This window comes from Mesorhizobium sp. M0139 (genome assembly GCF_040322455.1).
GTDB lineage: Bacteria > Pseudomonadota > Alphaproteobacteria > Rhizobiales > Rhizobiaceae > Mesorhizobium.
The window spans coordinates 390,275-406,842 of record NZ_JAMYTN010000002.1; the positions used below are offsets into that span (position 1 = coordinate 390,275).

The 16,568-nt window shown below is 61.2% G+C and carries 12 protein-coding genes and 1 pseudogene; 2 read left to right on the forward strand and 11 right to left on the reverse strand.

Features of this window, described 5'->3' with window-relative positions; all coding sequences use genetic code 11:
- Positions 1 to 18: 18 nt before the first annotated feature.
- From NKJ58_RS04455 to NKJ58_RS04485, 7 genes are all read right to left on the reverse strand, one after another.
- Complete coding sequence (locus NKJ58_RS04455; protein WP_023715406.1) at positions 19 to 1,002, reverse strand: glycosyltransferase family 8 protein; 984 nt, start codon at positions 1,000 to 1,002, stop codon at positions 19 to 21.
- A 48-nt stretch (positions 1,003 to 1,050) separates the two neighbouring features.
- Positions 1,051 to 2,019 (reverse strand): glycosyltransferase family 8 protein, encoded by a 969-nt coding sequence (locus NKJ58_RS04460; RefSeq protein ID WP_352852803.1) that lies wholly within the window; start codon positions 2,017 to 2,019, stop codon positions 1,051 to 1,053.
- Positions 2,020 to 2,212: 193 nt separating this feature from the next.
- Positions 2,213 to 3,325, reverse strand: a complete 1,113-nt coding sequence (locus NKJ58_RS04465) for a tyrosine-type recombinase/integrase (protein ID WP_352852804.1) — start codon at positions 3,323 to 3,325, stop codon at positions 2,213 to 2,215.
- The gene (locus tag NKJ58_RS04470; protein WP_352852805.1) at positions 3,208 to 3,510 is read right to left on the reverse strand and encodes a helix-turn-helix domain-containing protein; all 303 of its coding nucleotides are present in this window, start codon (positions 3,508 to 3,510) and stop codon (positions 3,208 to 3,210) included. The genes NKJ58_RS04465 and NKJ58_RS04470 overlap by 118 nt, the downstream gene beginning before the upstream one ends.
- A gap of 298 nt (positions 3,511 to 3,808) precedes the next feature.
- Positions 3,809 to 5,026: an efflux RND transporter periplasmic adaptor subunit gene (locus NKJ58_RS04475; RefSeq protein WP_352852806.1), complete on the reverse strand. Its 1,218-nt coding sequence runs from the start codon at positions 5,024 to 5,026 to the stop codon at positions 3,809 to 3,811.
- A 3-nt stretch (positions 5,027 to 5,029) separates the two neighbouring features.
- A complete protein-coding gene (locus NKJ58_RS04480) occupies positions 5,030 to 7,393 on the reverse strand; it encodes an ABC transporter permease (protein WP_352852807.1) in 2,364 nt (787 codons plus the stop codon).
- A gap of 5 nt (positions 7,394 to 7,398) precedes the next feature.
- Positions 7,399 to 8,106 carry an ABC transporter ATP-binding protein gene (locus tag NKJ58_RS04485; RefSeq protein WP_352852808.1) on the reverse strand — a complete coding sequence of 236 codons (708 nt, stop codon included), beginning with the start codon at positions 8,104 to 8,106 and terminating at the stop codon, positions 7,399 to 7,401.
- 279 nt (positions 8,107 to 8,385) lie between these two features.
- Here NKJ58_RS04485 and NKJ58_RS04490 point away from each other — a divergent pair, with 279 nt between their 5' ends.
- The gene (locus tag NKJ58_RS04490; RefSeq protein ID WP_352852809.1) at positions 8,386 to 9,030 is read left to right on the forward strand and encodes a CBS domain-containing protein; all 645 of its coding nucleotides are present in this window, start codon (positions 8,386 to 8,388) and stop codon (positions 9,028 to 9,030) included.
- 56 nt (positions 9,031 to 9,086) lie between these two features.
- Positions 9,087 to 10,389, forward strand: a pseudogene (locus NKJ58_RS04495) (glucoamylase family protein).
- A gap of 95 nt (positions 10,390 to 10,484) precedes the next feature.
- Here the strand turns inward: NKJ58_RS04495 and NKJ58_RS04500 are convergent.
- Genes NKJ58_RS04500 through NKJ58_RS04515 form a run of 4 tightly spaced genes read right to left on the reverse strand, consistent with a single transcriptional unit; the run spans position 10,485 to position 16,523 of the window.
- On the reverse strand, positions 10,485 to 11,351 hold the full coding sequence (locus NKJ58_RS04500) for a ribose-phosphate diphosphokinase (RefSeq protein WP_352852810.1): 867 nt from the start codon (positions 11,349 to 11,351) through the stop codon (positions 10,485 to 10,487).
- Positions 11,348 to 12,859, reverse strand: coding sequence for a thymidine phosphorylase family protein (locus tag NKJ58_RS04505; protein WP_352852811.1), 1,512 nt, complete (start codon positions 12,857 to 12,859; stop codon positions 11,348 to 11,350). Before NKJ58_RS04505 ends, NKJ58_RS04500 begins: the two co-directional genes overlap by 4 nt.
- Positions 12,856 to 14,091 (reverse strand): MFS transporter, encoded by a 1,236-nt coding sequence (locus tag NKJ58_RS04510; RefSeq protein WP_352852812.1) that lies wholly within the window; start codon positions 14,089 to 14,091, stop codon positions 12,856 to 12,858. The genes NKJ58_RS04505 and NKJ58_RS04510 overlap by 4 nt, the downstream gene beginning before the upstream one ends.
- Complete coding sequence (locus NKJ58_RS04515; RefSeq protein ID WP_352852813.1) at positions 14,088 to 16,523, reverse strand: heavy metal translocating P-type ATPase; 2,436 nt, start codon at positions 16,521 to 16,523, stop codon at positions 14,088 to 14,090. Before NKJ58_RS04515 ends, NKJ58_RS04510 begins: the two co-directional genes overlap by 4 nt.
- Positions 16,524 to 16,568: the final 45 nt, after the last annotated feature.

Here is a 16,568-nt window from a genome sequence, read left to right on the forward strand (position 1 = left end):
TGCGACCGACGATTTTGTCTATCTCGCGATACCGGTCACCCGCTCGGGATACCGCACTGCCAGCATCGATTTGTCGGCGTGATCGGCAAAGATGGCGCTGACCTTTTCGGCGTCGAACCGCGCCCGTCGCTTGCGCTTCTCGTCGTTGAGCAAAATCCCGCTGATGGCGTCGAACTTGCGGCCGAGGTTTTTCAGTATGCCTCTCTTGATCGGCCAGCTGCTGCTGAAACGGCCGGCCCAGGGAGTGCCTTTCGCCAGATCGCGATAGATCGCCATGGCGTCGACCTCGACACCGATCGGCGGACGGTCCCAGGGCTTGCCCCAGGCGAAGTGGCGGGCGTAGCAGCGGCTGAAAGGGATCTGGCTGGTGTAGTTGGTCATCACGTTCCAGAACGGGTGCATCGTCTGCCACCTGCCCTCGAAAGCCACGTTCAACGCACCTTGATCCATCCCGTAAACCTGCTCGGAGGCCAACTGCCGGGTACGCTCCAGAAGCCCCTCCTGCCTGACCAGCGGCATGTTGAACACCAGCACGCCGGCATTGAACTTCGGCGCCCCTGGCTGCATCGGCAAATGCTGTCGATACTTTACGTCGAAATAGGTCTGCTCGTCGTGTGCGGCCAGCAGCGGAGCGTTGAGCGGGGTGTTGCAGAGATCTGCTATCGATCGGTTGAAAAGCACATCGGCGTCGGAATAGGCGATGCGGTCGTATAGCTCGAATTGAGGCAATTGATCGGCGAACAGCCTGATGTAGGTCGCAAGCGTGGGATGCGTTCCACGATTGAAGTTCGTCGCCTCCATGAACTTCGTTACGTCGATGATGCCGATCCTCCCCTCGAGCAAACGCTCACCGGCAGACCGGTCGTCACTGGGAATGACGCCGGTGTGCAAAATAAAGCCTTCGACGGCGCCGGACAAATCCAACACACGGCGCGCCGCCAAGCAGGTGTACGGAAAATACCTTTGATCGGCGGCGAAAAAGAAGCATGGCTTTTGCGACACAGTCTAATTCTCCTGCCCTGCGCCTTACGGATCAAAGTCGCGAATATCTCAAGCGAAACCGCCGAGTATTTCAGGAAACTGCACGGCCATCGCACCGGCAAGGGCATGCTCGGCATAAATCCTACGCACCTTGCTTCCATCATACCTTGCCCGCCGCCGATACCGATCCTTGGCAGGCAACATCCCCATGATGCCGTCGAATCTGCGAGCGAATCGCCTCATGACGCCTCGCTCGAAGGGAATGCGCTGCCGGAAGGGCTGGAGCCAAGGCGTATCCCTTGCCAGACCGCGCCAGACGGCAAGCGCCTCAAGTTCCACGTCGACCTGGCTCCCCCACGGCTTGCCGCCGGCGAAATGCCGGGCATAGGCTTGGGCGAACCGAAATTCCTTCGTATCGTTGGACATCAAATTCCAGTTCGGATGCATCGTCTGCCACTTGCCCTCGAAGACGATGTTCAGCGCGTTCTGATCGTTCATCTGCCCGGCAACGGCGACATCTCTGGCGCGGTGCAAAAGTCCCTGTTCACGCACCAGCGGCATGTTGAAGACGATGATACCGGCATTGAAGTAAGGCGCTCCCGGCTGCATCGACAATTTGTGCCGGTAGCCTGGGCGGAAGTACATATAATCGTCATGGGCGGCCAACAATGGGGCATGAAGTGTCTGGCCCACCAGGTCACCTATATCCCGATTGAACAGAACATCACAATCGACATGGGCGATGCGGTCATAGTCCGCGAACTGAGGCAGTTGGTCGGCGAAAAGCCGAACAAAAGTGCCGACATTGCTTGGCCGGAAAGTATGGCCAGCCTCCGCAAACAGCCCCGAAACGTCCACTATGCGAAGACGGTTCGTCAGCAGGCGTTCAGCAACACGCATATCGGCATCGCGTGCGCCGACATGCAGGATGAATCCCGGTGTTGCCTCTCCCGAAACATCCAGAATTCTGCGCGCCGCCAAGCATGCATACGGAAAATAATTGGCGTCGGCCGCCAGAAAAAAACAGGAATTTGCCACGCGCAATCCTTCGTATCGATACTGCGCGAGCCATATCGCCTTGCCGTTGCGGCGACAAGGCCGAATGCCTGGCGACTTTCAGGTCCGGCGCGCCGTTTTAGCGCTTGCACCATACCCCTTGAAAATATATGGCTTTGCGCGGTCCGGAGTGTAGCGCAGCCCGGTAGCGCACTTGACTGGGGGTCAAGGTTGCTCAGGCCGATTTCCTTCTATCTTTCAGTGCTTTAGAAGCCTTCTTCTCAGTTCCGGTGTGATTGCCGGTGTGATTTGCTGCTTCCATGGCAATACGCATATCCTCGATCATCGCGTGGGCGTATTTCGCCGTGGTGGTGATGTCCTCGTGGCCCAGCATCCTTTGCACGATCTTCATGTTTCCGGTGCGCAGGGTTCTCGTCGCCGCAGTATGGCGCGTGTCGTGAAACCGGAAGTTCTCTACGCCTGATTTGTCTCTGTAGCGTCGCCAGGCTGTCTTGAAGCCTTCCATCGTGATCGGGTAGCGGGTCCCTTTAACGAGCTTGAGACGTTTGTTTGTTCGCCGGGCAATGTAGGTGAAGACATACGCCGGATGGTGGTCCTTCAGGACCCACAAAAGGGCATGCACCGCGTCTGTCATCGGGAGGACCCTGGTCTTATCGCCCTTGCCAGTGACGGTGATCGTCCTGCCGAAGAAATCAATGCGGGACCACGTGAGGTCGACGATCTCCATGCGACGGCAACCGGTTAGGAGAGCAAACCGAACAGCGGGTTCGTAGTCTCCGCGCATCGCATTCAGCAGGCGCTTCTCTTCGTCTAGGCTGGCTTCACGAACGCGCTCCTTCGGCTCTTTGAGCATATGCCTGCTCCAGTCGATATCACCGACCGGGACCTTCCAGGTTTTCTTCGCTCGGGTCATGATACCGCGGAGAGGAACTGTAGCGGTGCGATTGACCGTGGCGTTGCTGACGCCGTCGCTGCGCCTCTGCGATACCATCGCAGCCACCAAGGAGTCCGAGATCCGATCCAACGTGACGTGCTTTCCAAAATGATCGAGGAGCCACCCGAGAAAGCGGTAGTAGTTATCGGCATTGGCCAGGTGCTGCCCCACCTCCAGCCAATAGCGGGAAGCAGCTATCTCGAGTGTCATTGGTCCTTCGGCAGTGAAGCTTGCGGCCGTCTTGAGCTGGCTCCGCGCTTCCTGCCGCTTGTGCTCTAGGATTCGCTCCGCCTGGCGCTTGTTGCTCGTGCCCGTGGGACCGGAAAATCGACGACCGAGAAATTGGAAGTCATACGTGTATTCTGGTTTGCCGTGCTTTCGGTATACCGGCATGCTTTTTGGCTCCGCTTTGCAATGAACTCGGCAAGGTCGTCTTGTTTGTAGCGACGGGTGGGTCTCTTGCCTTCAAGACCAATGTTCACCCAGGGCAAAGCGCCTTCGTTCGTCAGCTCGAGCAGATGCTTCGGAGTGATGGCGAGGAATTCAGCAGCTTCGGCGGGGGTGAGCAACCTCAACATCTTTGAGGTTATAGCGAGAAGTCGACCGGCTACTTTCACGAATTGTTACGGCCAATAAAGCGCACCGATGGTCTGGTGGCCTCGAGAACGCCTCGTCGATTTTGCGGCATTCCTGCTTAAGTTCAGGTTCGATGCCGCGGTGTTGCCAGAGAGGATTGAACTCTGAACGAGCCCAATTAAATCAATAACTTACAAGGACTTTTGTAACATTGTGACGGACGACAAAATGGCTGAACGATCGCCTCCAAGGTGCGGGTTTCGGCTGCGCCAGGCGAAAGGCCTGTCGCAAGGCTCCACCTCATTCTGAAAGACGCTCCGCTACGGTCACTCCGTCCGTGATTCTATCACTCGGGTGCAGGACCACGCGATCCCCTGCTGCAAGGCCCGCCAGAACCTGTGCCGTCCGACTATTTCGCTGACCGACCTTAATGATCGTTGCCCGCGCACGGCCATCCCGGACCGCGAACACCGCCCAGTCGTCGCCTCGTCGGAACAGGGCGCCCACCGGCAGGGTCAGCACATCATCGGCTTTCCAGATCGTGACATGCACGATCACCCGATAATCATGTCCCAGAGGCGACCATTTCGCGGGAGGGTCGGCGAAGTCGATGGTCGTGCGGACGCGTTGTTCTTCAATGCCAAGTGCGGAAATCTTGGTGAAACCGGCTGGATCGACGCGGGAGACGCGGCCCTGGAGCGGCGGTCCACCCCAGTTGTCGATCCACACGGGCGCGCCTTGCTTGATCCGGACAGCATCGGTCGACAGCAGGTCCGCGACGATTTCGAGATCGACCGGATCACCGATTTCGATCAGCGGTGCACCGGCTTGGACCACTCCTTCGCTCTCCTGAATGATCTTCAGGACGCTGCCTGTCACGGGAGCGCGCAACTGTATGCAGCAAGCCGGATCTGGATCCGGGGCGACCCCCGACTGTTCACCTAGCCGTGCTGCAACGCTGTCGCGCTCATTTCGGCGAACCTCCAGCTGAGCCTTCGCACTGGCCAAGGCCGCTTCATCGGTCTCGACGTCGAACCTGGCTCCGTCGAGGACCTTCAGGGAGATCGCCTCGGTGCGCGCAAGCGCTTCGGCCCGCCCCAACTCCGTTCGCGAAAATGCAAGCGCGGCTTCGATACGGCGCATTTCGGCTGCCGCAAGGCTTACCGCCGCATCGGCCGCAGCCAGCGCCGACCGCAGCTCCTCATGGGTGCGCGCATCATGAAAGCTCGGCAGCGTCGGTTGCATCACCGCCACGACAGTTTCGTCCTTTGTGACCTGGTCCCCGATGTGGAGAGGTGGAGAGATGCGCAGGACCTTGCCAGCGATGGGGCCGGACACCGTATAGACGTGACGCACGCGCGTCTTTGCCTCGTCGTCGATCGTGACTTCCATGGGGCCTCTCGTCAGTGTTGCCAGATCCACTGCAATCGGCCGCGGCCATGCGAACCAGACGGCGCCGGCGCTCAACGCCACCAAGGCCGCAATGCCCAACGTTCGCTTCATCCAAATCGTGCGCATGGTTCAATCCCGCGTCTTGAGAACGGTGACTAGGTCCAGCTCGTTAAGTCTTCGACGAACAACGAACGCCGACAGCACGGCCGCAGCTATTACGATCGCACTAGCGAGAACATAGGTGGATTGCTCGACGATCAGACGCACCCGCATCAATTCGCCGGCCAGGTTCTTCTGCATGATCCAGGCCAGCCCATAACCAATGACCCATCCAGGCGGCTGTGCGATCAAGGTGAGCAGGGTGAGTTCTAAGAGGAGGATGCGCAACACTTCTCCGCGAGTGAAGCCGAGGACACGCAAGCTGGCCAGCTCTCGCGCGCGTTCGGAAAGCGAGATGCGGGCGCTGTTGTAGACGACACCAAACGCGATGACGGCAGCCAGCGCGGTGTAAATGCTGGCCATTGTCGTGATGAGTAAGGCGACCAGCTTGCGGAAATTCGCCAGCGAGACGCGCTGCAGTGCCAGACCGCTGGCGATAGGCATGCCCTTGATGGCAGCATAGAACGGCTCCCGGCTGTTCTGGTCGAGGCTAACGTTGATGCTGTTCAGCGACGGCGCTTCGCGCATCAGGCGCGCGAGCGTCTCTGAATCCATCATCCCGCGGATGCCGAAGTAATCTTCGACCAGCGCCGCCACAGGCACGACAACGGTCCGCCGTGTTCCTTCGAGCAGGTCGACCTCGACGGAATCGCCGACCCTCACTCCGAGGATCCTGGCAAGCATGCTCGAAATCGCCAGGCCCGCTTCCGGCAGAACGACTGGACGTAGGTCGACATCTATGATGCGGTTGAGATCGGCATCTCGCGGCCTGCCGCTGATCATGATCCGGCGCTCGGCGTTTCCGCTCCTGATGCGGACCGGCACCTCGCGGTAGGGCTCGGCAGCGAGAACGCCCGGAAGCCGCGCAATCTGCAGAACGACGTCCCGCGGGCGTTTTTCGACGAAACTGACAGTGGCGTCCTGACGGTCGGCCAGGAAATACGTCACGTCGATGAGCTGCTCCATCGCATCGCCAGTGAAAAGTGAAACGATCAGGATGGCTGTCGCCAGTGCAATTCCAAGCGTCGTGAATAATGACCTGACTGGATGGCGGGTGATGTTGCGCAACATCATGGTGGTCGGTTGCGACATGAACCTGTCGACGCCGAAGCTCGCCGGCAGCAGTCGCCGATAGCGCGGAGGCGCCGGCGCCTGCATTGCGACGGCAGGCGCCAATCGCACGACCTCGCGAAGCGCGCGCACCGCTCCGATGGTTGCAGCGACGAGGCTGAGCGCGGCTGCGATGACGTAGAGGTCCGGACTCCTGGTGAAAACGAGGAACGGAAAATGGAAAAAGTCGCCGAACAGACTGGTTATGCGCATGCCCAGCCACGTGCCGGCCGCACTGCCGATCACAATGCCGATCATCACGATGACGACGACAAACTTGAGGTAGTGCGCGACGATGCTGGCGTTGCCGTATCCCAGCGCCTTCATCAGCCCGATCTGCTCGCGCTCCAGAGCAACGAGCCGGCTGAGCGTCAGATTGACCAGAAATGCCGACACCAGAAGGAAAATCGGTGGCAGCGTTCGGCTCATGTTATTGAGCATGTCGAGTTCGTGGTTCAGCCAGGCATGCGAAGTCTGGTCCTTCCGGCCATAGGCCGCTCGTCCGCCATAGCGCTCGAGCATGGCGTCGAGGCGCATCATCACCTCGCTCTCGGACGCGCCACGCAGCAGCTTCAATGAAACGGACGAAAACGCGTCATCGAGGCCATAGGCGCTGGCGAGCGCTCTTTCCGACATCCAGATGAGGCCGAAGCGGCGGTCGTCCGGCATGATGTCGCCAGGCCCGACCGCGTAGATAAACTCGGGAGACAGCGCGATCCCGACAATCGTCAGTTCACGCTTTCGGCCGTTCAATATTGCCGAGAAGCGGGCCCCGGGCTGAAAGCCGTGGGACAAGGCAAAGCCTTCGTTCACCACGACCTCTTCGGCGCGTCCAGGCTCCGGCATGCGACCAACGCGCATGTATAGGCGGTTGAGCGAAGCGTCATCGCTCTGCGGCAGGGAGATGACCTCGCCCGTGGCCGGCTCCAGATAGTCCGGTATGTCGAGCAGCACGAGTTTGGCTATTCGCGCGTCGACCGAAGCAACGCCGGGAATCTCGGCAATCTGGTCGACAAGTGTCCTTGGCGCGCGGCTCACCGTGGCAAAGACGTCAGCGAACCGGTGGCGTTCGTAGTATGCGGTGCGCGTCTCGTCGAGGGAACGGTAGGATCCGACCGCGAGAATGAGCGTCGCCACGCCTCCGGCAATGACGAGTGCAATCGCCAGCGCCTGCGCCCAGAGCCGGGCGAAGTCGCGAAAAAGCTTAATATCCAGAGCGCGCATGCGGATCACCAGACGAGCTCGGCGGCAGTCCGGCGCACCTCATTCCTGGCAATTTTGGAGATCTGACCGTCGGCAAAAAACAGCACGCGGTCGGCAACATTCTGGATGCTGGCGTTGTGCGTAATGATTAGTGTCGTGGTGCCGAGCTGCGCATTGATGCTGAGCAATGCCTCGATCACCCGGACGCCCGTTTTGGAATCCAGCGCGCCGGTCGGCTCATCGCAGAGCAAGACATCGGGACGCTTGGCGATGGCGCGGGCAATTGCCACGCGCTGCTGCTCGCCACCGGAGAGCTGAGCCGGGAAATGATGCATCCTCGGCTCAAGGCCAACCAGCGCCAAAGCCTCCTCCGGGCGCATCGGATGATCGGAAATCTCCGTGACCAGGGCGACATTTTCATAGGCCGTGAGGCTGGGGATCAGGTTGTAGAACTGGAAAACGAACCCGACGTGCTGCCGTCGATAGGCGGTCAGCCCCCGATCGTCGAGGTTGGTCAGTTCCTGATCCCTGAAGAACAATTGGCCGCTCGTGGCATGGTCGAGCCCGCCCATAATATTGAGCAGGGTCGATTTCCCGCTGCCCGATGGGCCAAGCAGAACGACCATCTCCCCCGCCGAAATCTCAAGGTCAAGGCTACGCAATGCGAGCACCTGCGTCTCACCCGAGGTGTAGGTTTTGGTCAGCGCTTTTGCAGTGAAGACCGTGTCAGCCATGGCCGTTAGGGATTTTGAGGCACCTGTCGCATCGCTTGCCACAGTCACCCGTCGAGGCGACCGCGACATTGATGCAAGTCAAAATAGGGATCCGAGGCCGTCACCGATACCAGCACTGCCATCAACAAATTGCGGTTGTGAGCGTCAAAGTCGCCCGGATCGGCCGGTTCCGAGCCGGTATTGATTTGCCTCAAAGGAGGTCGGCGGCATCTACGCTAGGATGCCGCCGATTGGTGCTCGGGCGCCTGTTCACTTGAACTGAGCTAGGGGATGAGGCGGATGAAAGCAAAGGATGTAATGACTGCAAAGGTTGTTACCGTGTCGCCTGACCACAGCGTAAGACACGCAGCGCGGATCATGCTGGATCAGCGCATCAGCGGCATGCCTGTCGTCGATGACCACGGCCGTCTGGCTGGAATTGTGAGCGAAGGTGATTTCCTGCGCAGATCGGAACTCGGTGTCGCAGCGTTTCCGACAGGTGGGGCGCGCGGCTATGTAAAGGGCCACAGCTGGAAAGTGGGGGATCTGATGACCTCGGATGTCATCGTGGCGGACGAGGAAACCGCGACAGCGGGAATTGTTGCGCTGATGCAGGAGCATGGCATCAAGCGCATTCCGGTGATGAGAGGACAGCGTCTGGTCGGCGTCGTTAGCCGCGCCGATCTTTTGCGTGTTGTCGTTGCGACGAAGTTCGACGACGCGACGGCGGCAGGTGACGACGCAATCCGGCGCAGCATTCTTACCCGACTGCGGGACGACGCAGGGGTCAAAGGAGACGCATTAACGCTTACGGTGAGCGATGGTCTGGTGCATTTTTCGGGTGCAGTCAGATCGCAGAGTGAACGGGATGCCGTCCGCGTGGTTGCCGAGGGCGTCAGGGGCGTCAAGGGTGTGTTCGACCACCTCTACCTGGCCCATCCGTGAATTGCAGCGATGCTGTCGCACCCTCCGAGACCGATCATCCGGTGAGCACCTCTGCCATGCAAGACGATCTGGTGGCGCTGCAGCGGGAGACGTTCGACTACTGCATCCATGAAGCGAACCCCTCGAACGGTCTCATACTGGACAAGACCGAAGCGAATTGGCCCGCAAGCATCGCCGCCACCGGCCTTGCGCTGGCGAGCTATCCAGTGGGAGTCGAACGCGGATTCATGACGCGAACCGCGGCTGCGGAACGCACCTTGGTAACGCTGCGCTTCTTCTGGAACAGTCCACAGGGCCCGGAGCCGGATGCTACGGAATATCGCGGCTTCTACTATCACTTTCTTGACATGCAAACTGGCCGGCGAGCCTGGCAATGCGAGCTGTCGACCATCGACAGCACGCTCCTGCTGGCGGGTGCGCTGGCTGCAGGGCAGTATTTCGATGCCGACACCGACGCCGAAGCCGAGATCCGCACGTTGGCAGAGGCGCTCTATCACCGAGCCGACTGGCGCTGGGCGCAGGATGGGGGAGAGACTGTCACCCATGGTTGGACACCTGAGCAAGGATTCTTGAAGTATCGCTGGGAAGGAGCGCTCTTGCTCTATGTCCTGGGGCTGGGTTCGCCGACACACCCCTTGCCCGAGAGCAGCTACGCGGCCTGGACCGCGACGTTTCGATGGGAGCATTGTTACGGCTACGACTACCTCTTTGCGGGACCGCTATTCATCCACCAACTCTCGCACGTATGGATCGATCTCCGAGGGTTTCAGGATGCCTTCATGCGCGGCAAAGGCAGCAACTACTTCGAGAACAGCCGACGCGCCACTTTCATCCAGCAACGTTTCGCGATCGACAATCCGCGTGGATTTGGGCTATGGCGAACATTGCTGGGGCATCACCGCAAGCGAGGGCCCAGGCCCTTCCACGCTGTCGTTGAACGGCATCCAACGCCAGTTCGAGGGTTATGCCGCGCGCGGTGTCCCCTATGGTCCCGACGACGGCACGCTGGCCCCATGGGCCATTGCCGCCTCCTTGCCGTTTGCTCCGGAAATCGTCCGGCCGGCGATCAGCTTTTGCATCCATCAAGCCAAGCTCAAGGCCGCCAAAGCCTACGGGTTCAAGGCGGCCTTCAATCCGACGCACCCGGGAAGGTCCGACGACACATTCGGCTGGTGGATTTCGCCTTGGCATTTCGGCCTCAACGAGGGCCCCGTCGTTCTGATGATCGAGAACGAAAGCAGCGGCCTCTTGTGGCGATTGATGCGCTCGTGCGCTTATGTTCGCAGCGGCTTGCAACGGGCAGGCTTTGAAGGCGGATGGTTGCGAGAGTTTGATCAGGAGTCGTCGCCAACTGCTTGATCGGTTGGACCGGTTCGCGTGGATCCGGCTGAGAAATAGGCGAGCGTTACGTTTATGGCGTCTCCTTTGGAAGAGCGTTCCCGAACAATTCGACGCTACCCTCGGCCAGCAAGCCGGCGAGGGAAATCTCGTTCGACATGCGGAATGGAGTCCGTGCTCACGACCCTTTCAGCGCCGGCCCCCAACAGTTGCGCGTAGGCGTTTTGAGCGAACACGGGATGAATGACGATGCAGACTGCCGGAGGCAGACCAAGCTGCCTCAAACGATTCAGCGTTTCGATCATGGTCCGTCCCGACGAAGCGATGTCATCGACGATGATCGGGGTTCGGCTGCGAGCCGCATCGATCGAAGGGAGACTCACGTCGACGCCACGGTCACCTCGTCGGATTTTCGCCAGGATCTGATAGGCCACGCCGGCGCGGTCGGCGACGTCGGATACCCATTGGCTGCTTTCACCATCTGGTCCTATCAGGACGGCATTCGGGATGTTGTCTCTGATCCATTCAGAGATGAGAGGAGCCGTGGCCACCGCACGGGCTGGGATGCGAAAAAGCTCGGAGAGCCTGGGAATCCTGTGCAGGTGAGGATCTGCCGTCACCAGCCAATCGAAACTGTCCGCCAGGAAACGTGCGAACATTGGCGCACTTACGGCTTCGCCGGGATTAAACCGCTTATCCTGGCGCATGTAGGCCAGATAAGGCGCAATAAGTCCAATGGAGCGTGCTCCGAATTCGCGCGCTGTCGCGGCCGCGAACCGCAATGGCAGAGCGAGTTCATCAGGGTTGCGGAGACTGGCGACGAGGGCGACGTCGACGCCGTCCAGATCCTGTTCGATCGTGACCAGGGATTCGCCGTCCGGAAAGTGGCGCCAGTCCAGCCGACCGGTTCGTGCGCCCAGCAAGGGGGCCATTGCGTCTGTCAGGGTTCGTTGCAACGGGAAAGGAAGCAGCACGCGGGTCATTCTCCGACCCCGATTTCGAATATCTCCGGATGAGCCGAAGCATATTCAAGTGCATATTCCAGTTCTCCCGGTGACCGGGCATGGACGTGAAACAGCGGCTCACCGGCCTGGACACTGTCGCCGATCCGAACTCGGGAATCGGTCCCAGCCAGAGGGCTGCCTGGGGCGCCGGCGAGCTTGGCGATCCTTGCAAGCCGACGATTGTCGACTGCCTGAATCTGGCCATCGCGGCTGGCAAGAACTGGACTGATGTGTGGGGCCACTCCCGGCTCGGTAAAGCCGCCCTGTGCCTGGCAGATCGCCATAAACTTGCGGAGAGCCGCGCCACTGTCGAGCAGTGTGGACGCCACGGCGCGGCCTTTTCCTAGCACCGCCCCGGGCGCGGAATCGAGCAAGACGCCAGCAATGTCGAGCGCACGGCTGCGGAGATCGCGGGGCCCTGCCGCGTCGTTGCGCAAGACGCTAAGCACGTCCCGCGCCTCAAGAGCCGGACCGATGCCATAGCCGACGGGCTGGAGGCCATCGGTGCGGAGGACAGAGAGGTTAAGTCCAAGAGCCTGCGCCGCGGCAATGAGCCTTGCCTCGAGGAAAGCGGCGGCTGAGAAAGAACGCACCTTGGCGGTCGGTCCGATGGGAATGTCGATGACCACATGGGTAGCGCCGGCCGCGGCCTTCTTGGAAAGCACACTAGCGACCAGTTGGCCGTCGCTGTCGAAGTCAAGCGGGCGCTCGATGCGGATCAGAATGTCGTCGGCTGGGCTGAGACGGACATTTCCGCCCCAGACGATGCAGCCTCCTTCGCGCTCGACCACGCTTCGCATGGCTTCGAGATCCAGCGTCACCGGCGCCATAACCTCCATCGCGTCGGCCGTGCCGGCAGGAGAGGTTATGGCGCGCGAGGACGTCTTTGGGATTCGGTGACCGGCAGCAGCAACAATCGCAACGACAATGGGCGTGGTGCGGTTTCCGGGAAGGCCGCCGACGCAATGCTTGTCCAACACCGCGTCGCCGCCCCAATCTATGCGCTCTCCGACCGCCAACATTGCCTTGGTCAGTGCAATCGTCTCTTCATTGTCGAGCCGGTCGCCGGCGCAGGCCGTGACGAATGCCGTCAGTTCCATGTCTGAGAGGCGGTGGCTGACGGTGTCGTGCATTAGGGCAAGGAAATCCGACTCGCCGAGCCGCTGGCCGAAGACCTTCGCCCTTAATGCCGGTGCCGAGACGGGCGGCTCCGGATGGCTGAATACGGCGACTGCATCGGCGCCCGGTTGGAGGATCGCCCAAGCGGCCTCCGACAGTGCGGCGACATCCAGTTCGAGGTGATCATCGACAACCACATTAAGCGTGGCGACCACCTCGCGGTCGCCGCTGCGAGCCAGAACCCGGGTCAGAGCGGTGAAACCTTCCGACCGGCAGACGTGACAATCGCGATGCATGTAGACGACCGGTTGCTGATAGGTGTCGATACCCGCTCGGATGAGACGTAACGGGCTAGGGGCGTCACTCATGCCTGCTGCTCCAGCGGCGGTGGTTGCGGCAGTTTCAGGCTCGCGACTGCGGCGAGACCCATCGCCGCGGCAGCAACAAGGAAGGTGGCGCCTTGCAGACGGTGGAAACCGAATAGCAGGCCGGCGGCCGCGGAGCCCACTGACAGCCCGAGGCTGACCGCTGCCGACTGGACGCCGAGTTCCAGACCTTGGCTTCGTGCGCTGATGCGTGACACCCAGTAGGCGAGCAACGGGCTGATCAAACCGGCCGAAGCCGAAACAACGGAAACCGCAAACAGCATTTCCGTGAGCCCGGCAAGTCTCGGCATAACCGCCAGACCGATCGCCATCACCAGGAAGGCAGGAGCCACAAGCAGCCTCGTCGCTGCCGGTTTGACGAGCGGCGAAAAGACAAGGCCCTGGACCGCAAACATCACAACGCTGCATGTCGCGAACATGAGGCCGAGCGCAGTGGGACCCATTGCGAGTTCAACGTTTCGCAACGTGAGCCCGACCTCGAATGCACCAAGCCCTGCCGCTGCCACGGCGGCAAGAGCGAGCAGCCGTATCTCTCCGGACACGAACATTGATGACCCGGGCTTGTTCGCCTCAATACGGGGGCCGGGCAGCTTTCCAGGCAGCACAGAGCACACGCCAAGCGCTGCCGCTACAGCGAGGCCGGACGCAAGAATGAAGGGAACGGTCTGTGGCGGGACAGCCGCCACGCCCAAGTCAAGCTTCAGTTCCGCCACGAGCCCGCCGAGCGTGGGTCCGACCAGGAAGCCTGCGATCGATGCCATGCTCATCCAGCCGAACGCTCTGGTGCGGCGATTGTCCTCACCTTCGGTGTCGGCAATGAACGCAAGTCCCGTTGGTCCCACGGCAGCCGCGAAGCCGCCATTCAATATTCGCCCGACATAAAGAACGAGTAGACTTGGGGCCAGCGCCGAGGCGGCCAGGGTGACGGCAAAGCCGATCAGACCAACGACAAGGACAGGTCTGCGACCGATCAAATCCGACCACTTACCCCAGAGGAAAGCGGCGCCCACCGGCGCGGCGACATAGGCGGCGGTCAAGAAGCCAATCTGCCGCGCATTGAATGTCGGGTCTGTGGAACCGGCAAGCCGCTCGACCATCATCGGCAGGACCGGCAAGACGATTCCGTAGCCCAGCGCAACGACAAAGGCCGAGGCGAGAAGTGCGCCCAGGGCCCATCGCGACGTCGGCAGGCGAGCCTGCATCGACACGCTCATGCCTGGGCGCCCGTAGGGTGCTGATGAGCGACACCTTCGCTCATCGATGCGGCGGAAGGTCGAATGCCTTCGAGCCTGGTTCGCTTGAGCAGAAGAGCGTTGATGGCCACAAGAGCCGAACTGCCCGACATTGCCAGGGCTGCGAGCTCGGGGCTCAGCAGGAATGGGTAAAACACGCCCGCCGCGATCGGGAAGGCGATGAGATTGTAGCCAACCGCCCACCACAGGTTCTGGTGCATCTTGCGTAGCGTGGCGCGCGAGAGTGTCATCGCGCCGACCACATCGTAGGGATCGCTTTTCATCAGCACGATGTCGGCGCTTTCAATGGCGACATCGGTGCCCGCGCCGATCGCAAACCCGACGTTGGCTTGCGTCAGGGCTGGCGCGTCGTTGACGCCATCGCCGACCATGCCGACCTTCAGGCCCTGTCCCTGCAGTTCCTTGATCTTCTCGGCTTTCTGCCCTGGCAAGACATCGGCCAGGACGATGTCGATGCCGAGCACGTCCGCGATGCGTTTGGCGGTCCCGGCATTGTCGCCCGTGAGCATCGCCACGCGCACGCCCTGCTCATGCAGTTTGGCGATCGTTGCGATGGCTGTCGGGCGCGGCGTATCGGCGATCGCGATCAGCCCGAGCAATTTGCCGGATCGTGCCACATGGATGACGGTGCGGCCTTCGCCCTTGAGCGTTTCGGCTTTCTCGCCGAGCGCCAGAAGATCGATTTTCTGCTCGTCCATGAGGCGTCGGTTGCCGAGGAAAACCGGATTTCCTCCGATGGCGGCGCTGGCGCCCTTGCCCTCGATGTTGAGAAATCCCGAAACCTTGGGAAGAGTCAGGTCTCCGGCTCGCTCGACGATTGCGACGGCCAGCGGGTGATCCGACCCCTGATCCACGGCAGCTGCAACTTGCAAAACCTCGTCGGGTGAAACGCCGGCGGCGGGGACGATTTCGACGACCTTGGGCTGACCCATGGTGAGCGTGCCGGTCTTGTCGAACACGATCACGTTGAGCTTGGTCGCCTCCTCGAGAGCGGCTGCGTTCTTGAACAGGATCCCGTTTGACGCGCCAAGGCCGGTGCCGACCATGACAGCCATCGGCGTGGCGAGGCCGAGCGCATCGGGACAAGCGATGACGAAGACGGTTATGGTCAAGGTCATCGCGAACAGCAGAGGCTGGCCGAGCCACCAGAACCAGACGGCGAAGGTTGCAAGCCCGATGAGGATCGCAGCGAGCACCAGCCATTGCGAAGCGCGATCGGCGAGCAACTGCGCCGGGGCCTTCGAGTTCTGAGCCTCCTGGACCAGCTTGACGATCTGGGCAAGCGCAGTGTCGGCACCCACCTTGGTAGAGCGGTAGCGCAGCGTGCCGCTCTTGTTGATGGTTGCCCCGATGACCTTGTCGCCGACCTTCTTCGTCACCGGCATCGACTCACCCGTCAGCATCGACTCGTCGATCGTCGACGTGCCCTCGACCACCTCGCCGTCGACGGGAAGCTTGTTGCCGGGCCGCAGGACCACGATGTCGCCGAGCACTACGTCGGCGGTCGCAACCTCGACCTCCTTGCCATCGCGGAAGACTGAGGCCCTGGGCGGGGCGAGGTCAAGCAAGGCCCTGATCGCGGCCGAGGCTCCGGCACGTGCGCGCATCTCCAGCCAATGGCCGAGCAGGATGAACACGAGCAGCACGCTCGCCGCCTCGTAGAACTGCTGCCCCTCGAAGAAGAAGTTCGCGCCGACGCTGAACAGGTAGCCGGTGCCCACGCTCAGCACCACCAGCACGGCCATGTTGAGGACGCCGTTGCGCAAGGCCCGCCAGGCGGCGACCAGGAAAGGCCAGACTGGGTAGAGGATCGCGGCGCTGGCTAGGAAGAACATCGCTACGTCTTCGCTCAGTCCTAAGGGCGGGCGCAACCAAGGTTCGCCCAGACCCATCGGCTCCATGGCGAAAATCGGCAGGGCGAAGATCAGGCTGACGAGGAAGCGGTTGCGCATATCCTTGACCATGCCCTGCATGTCCATGCCGGCGCCGTGTCCCATCTCATGGGCCATGGCGTCGCGCGACGCCTTGGCTGCAACCGTGGTCCCGCCCGCTGGAGCCGGCTCGATCATGGCGGCGTGCCCTCCATGATCGTGCCCGGCGTGCCCGGCGCGCCCGACGGTCGCGCGCGGATGCCCCGGCGGAATCGTCATGCTGTCAGGCATGCACAGATGCCGCGGCACGACCTCGCCGCGGCAATGGAAACCGCAGGCCTTGATTTCCCGAGCAAGGGTCTCCGGAGTCGTCCGCCCCTCATCGAATTCGATGGTTGCGGTTGTCGATCCCGCGTTCATCGCGACACCGGCGACACCCGGCAGAGCTGCCAGTCGTTTTTCGACCGCGGCGAAATCCATCATGCCGATGAGGTCGCGCACTTCCAGATTGATCTTTTTCATGATCGTTCTCCGTGCCGCGGTTCGTGGCAGCAATCGCACCGCTTG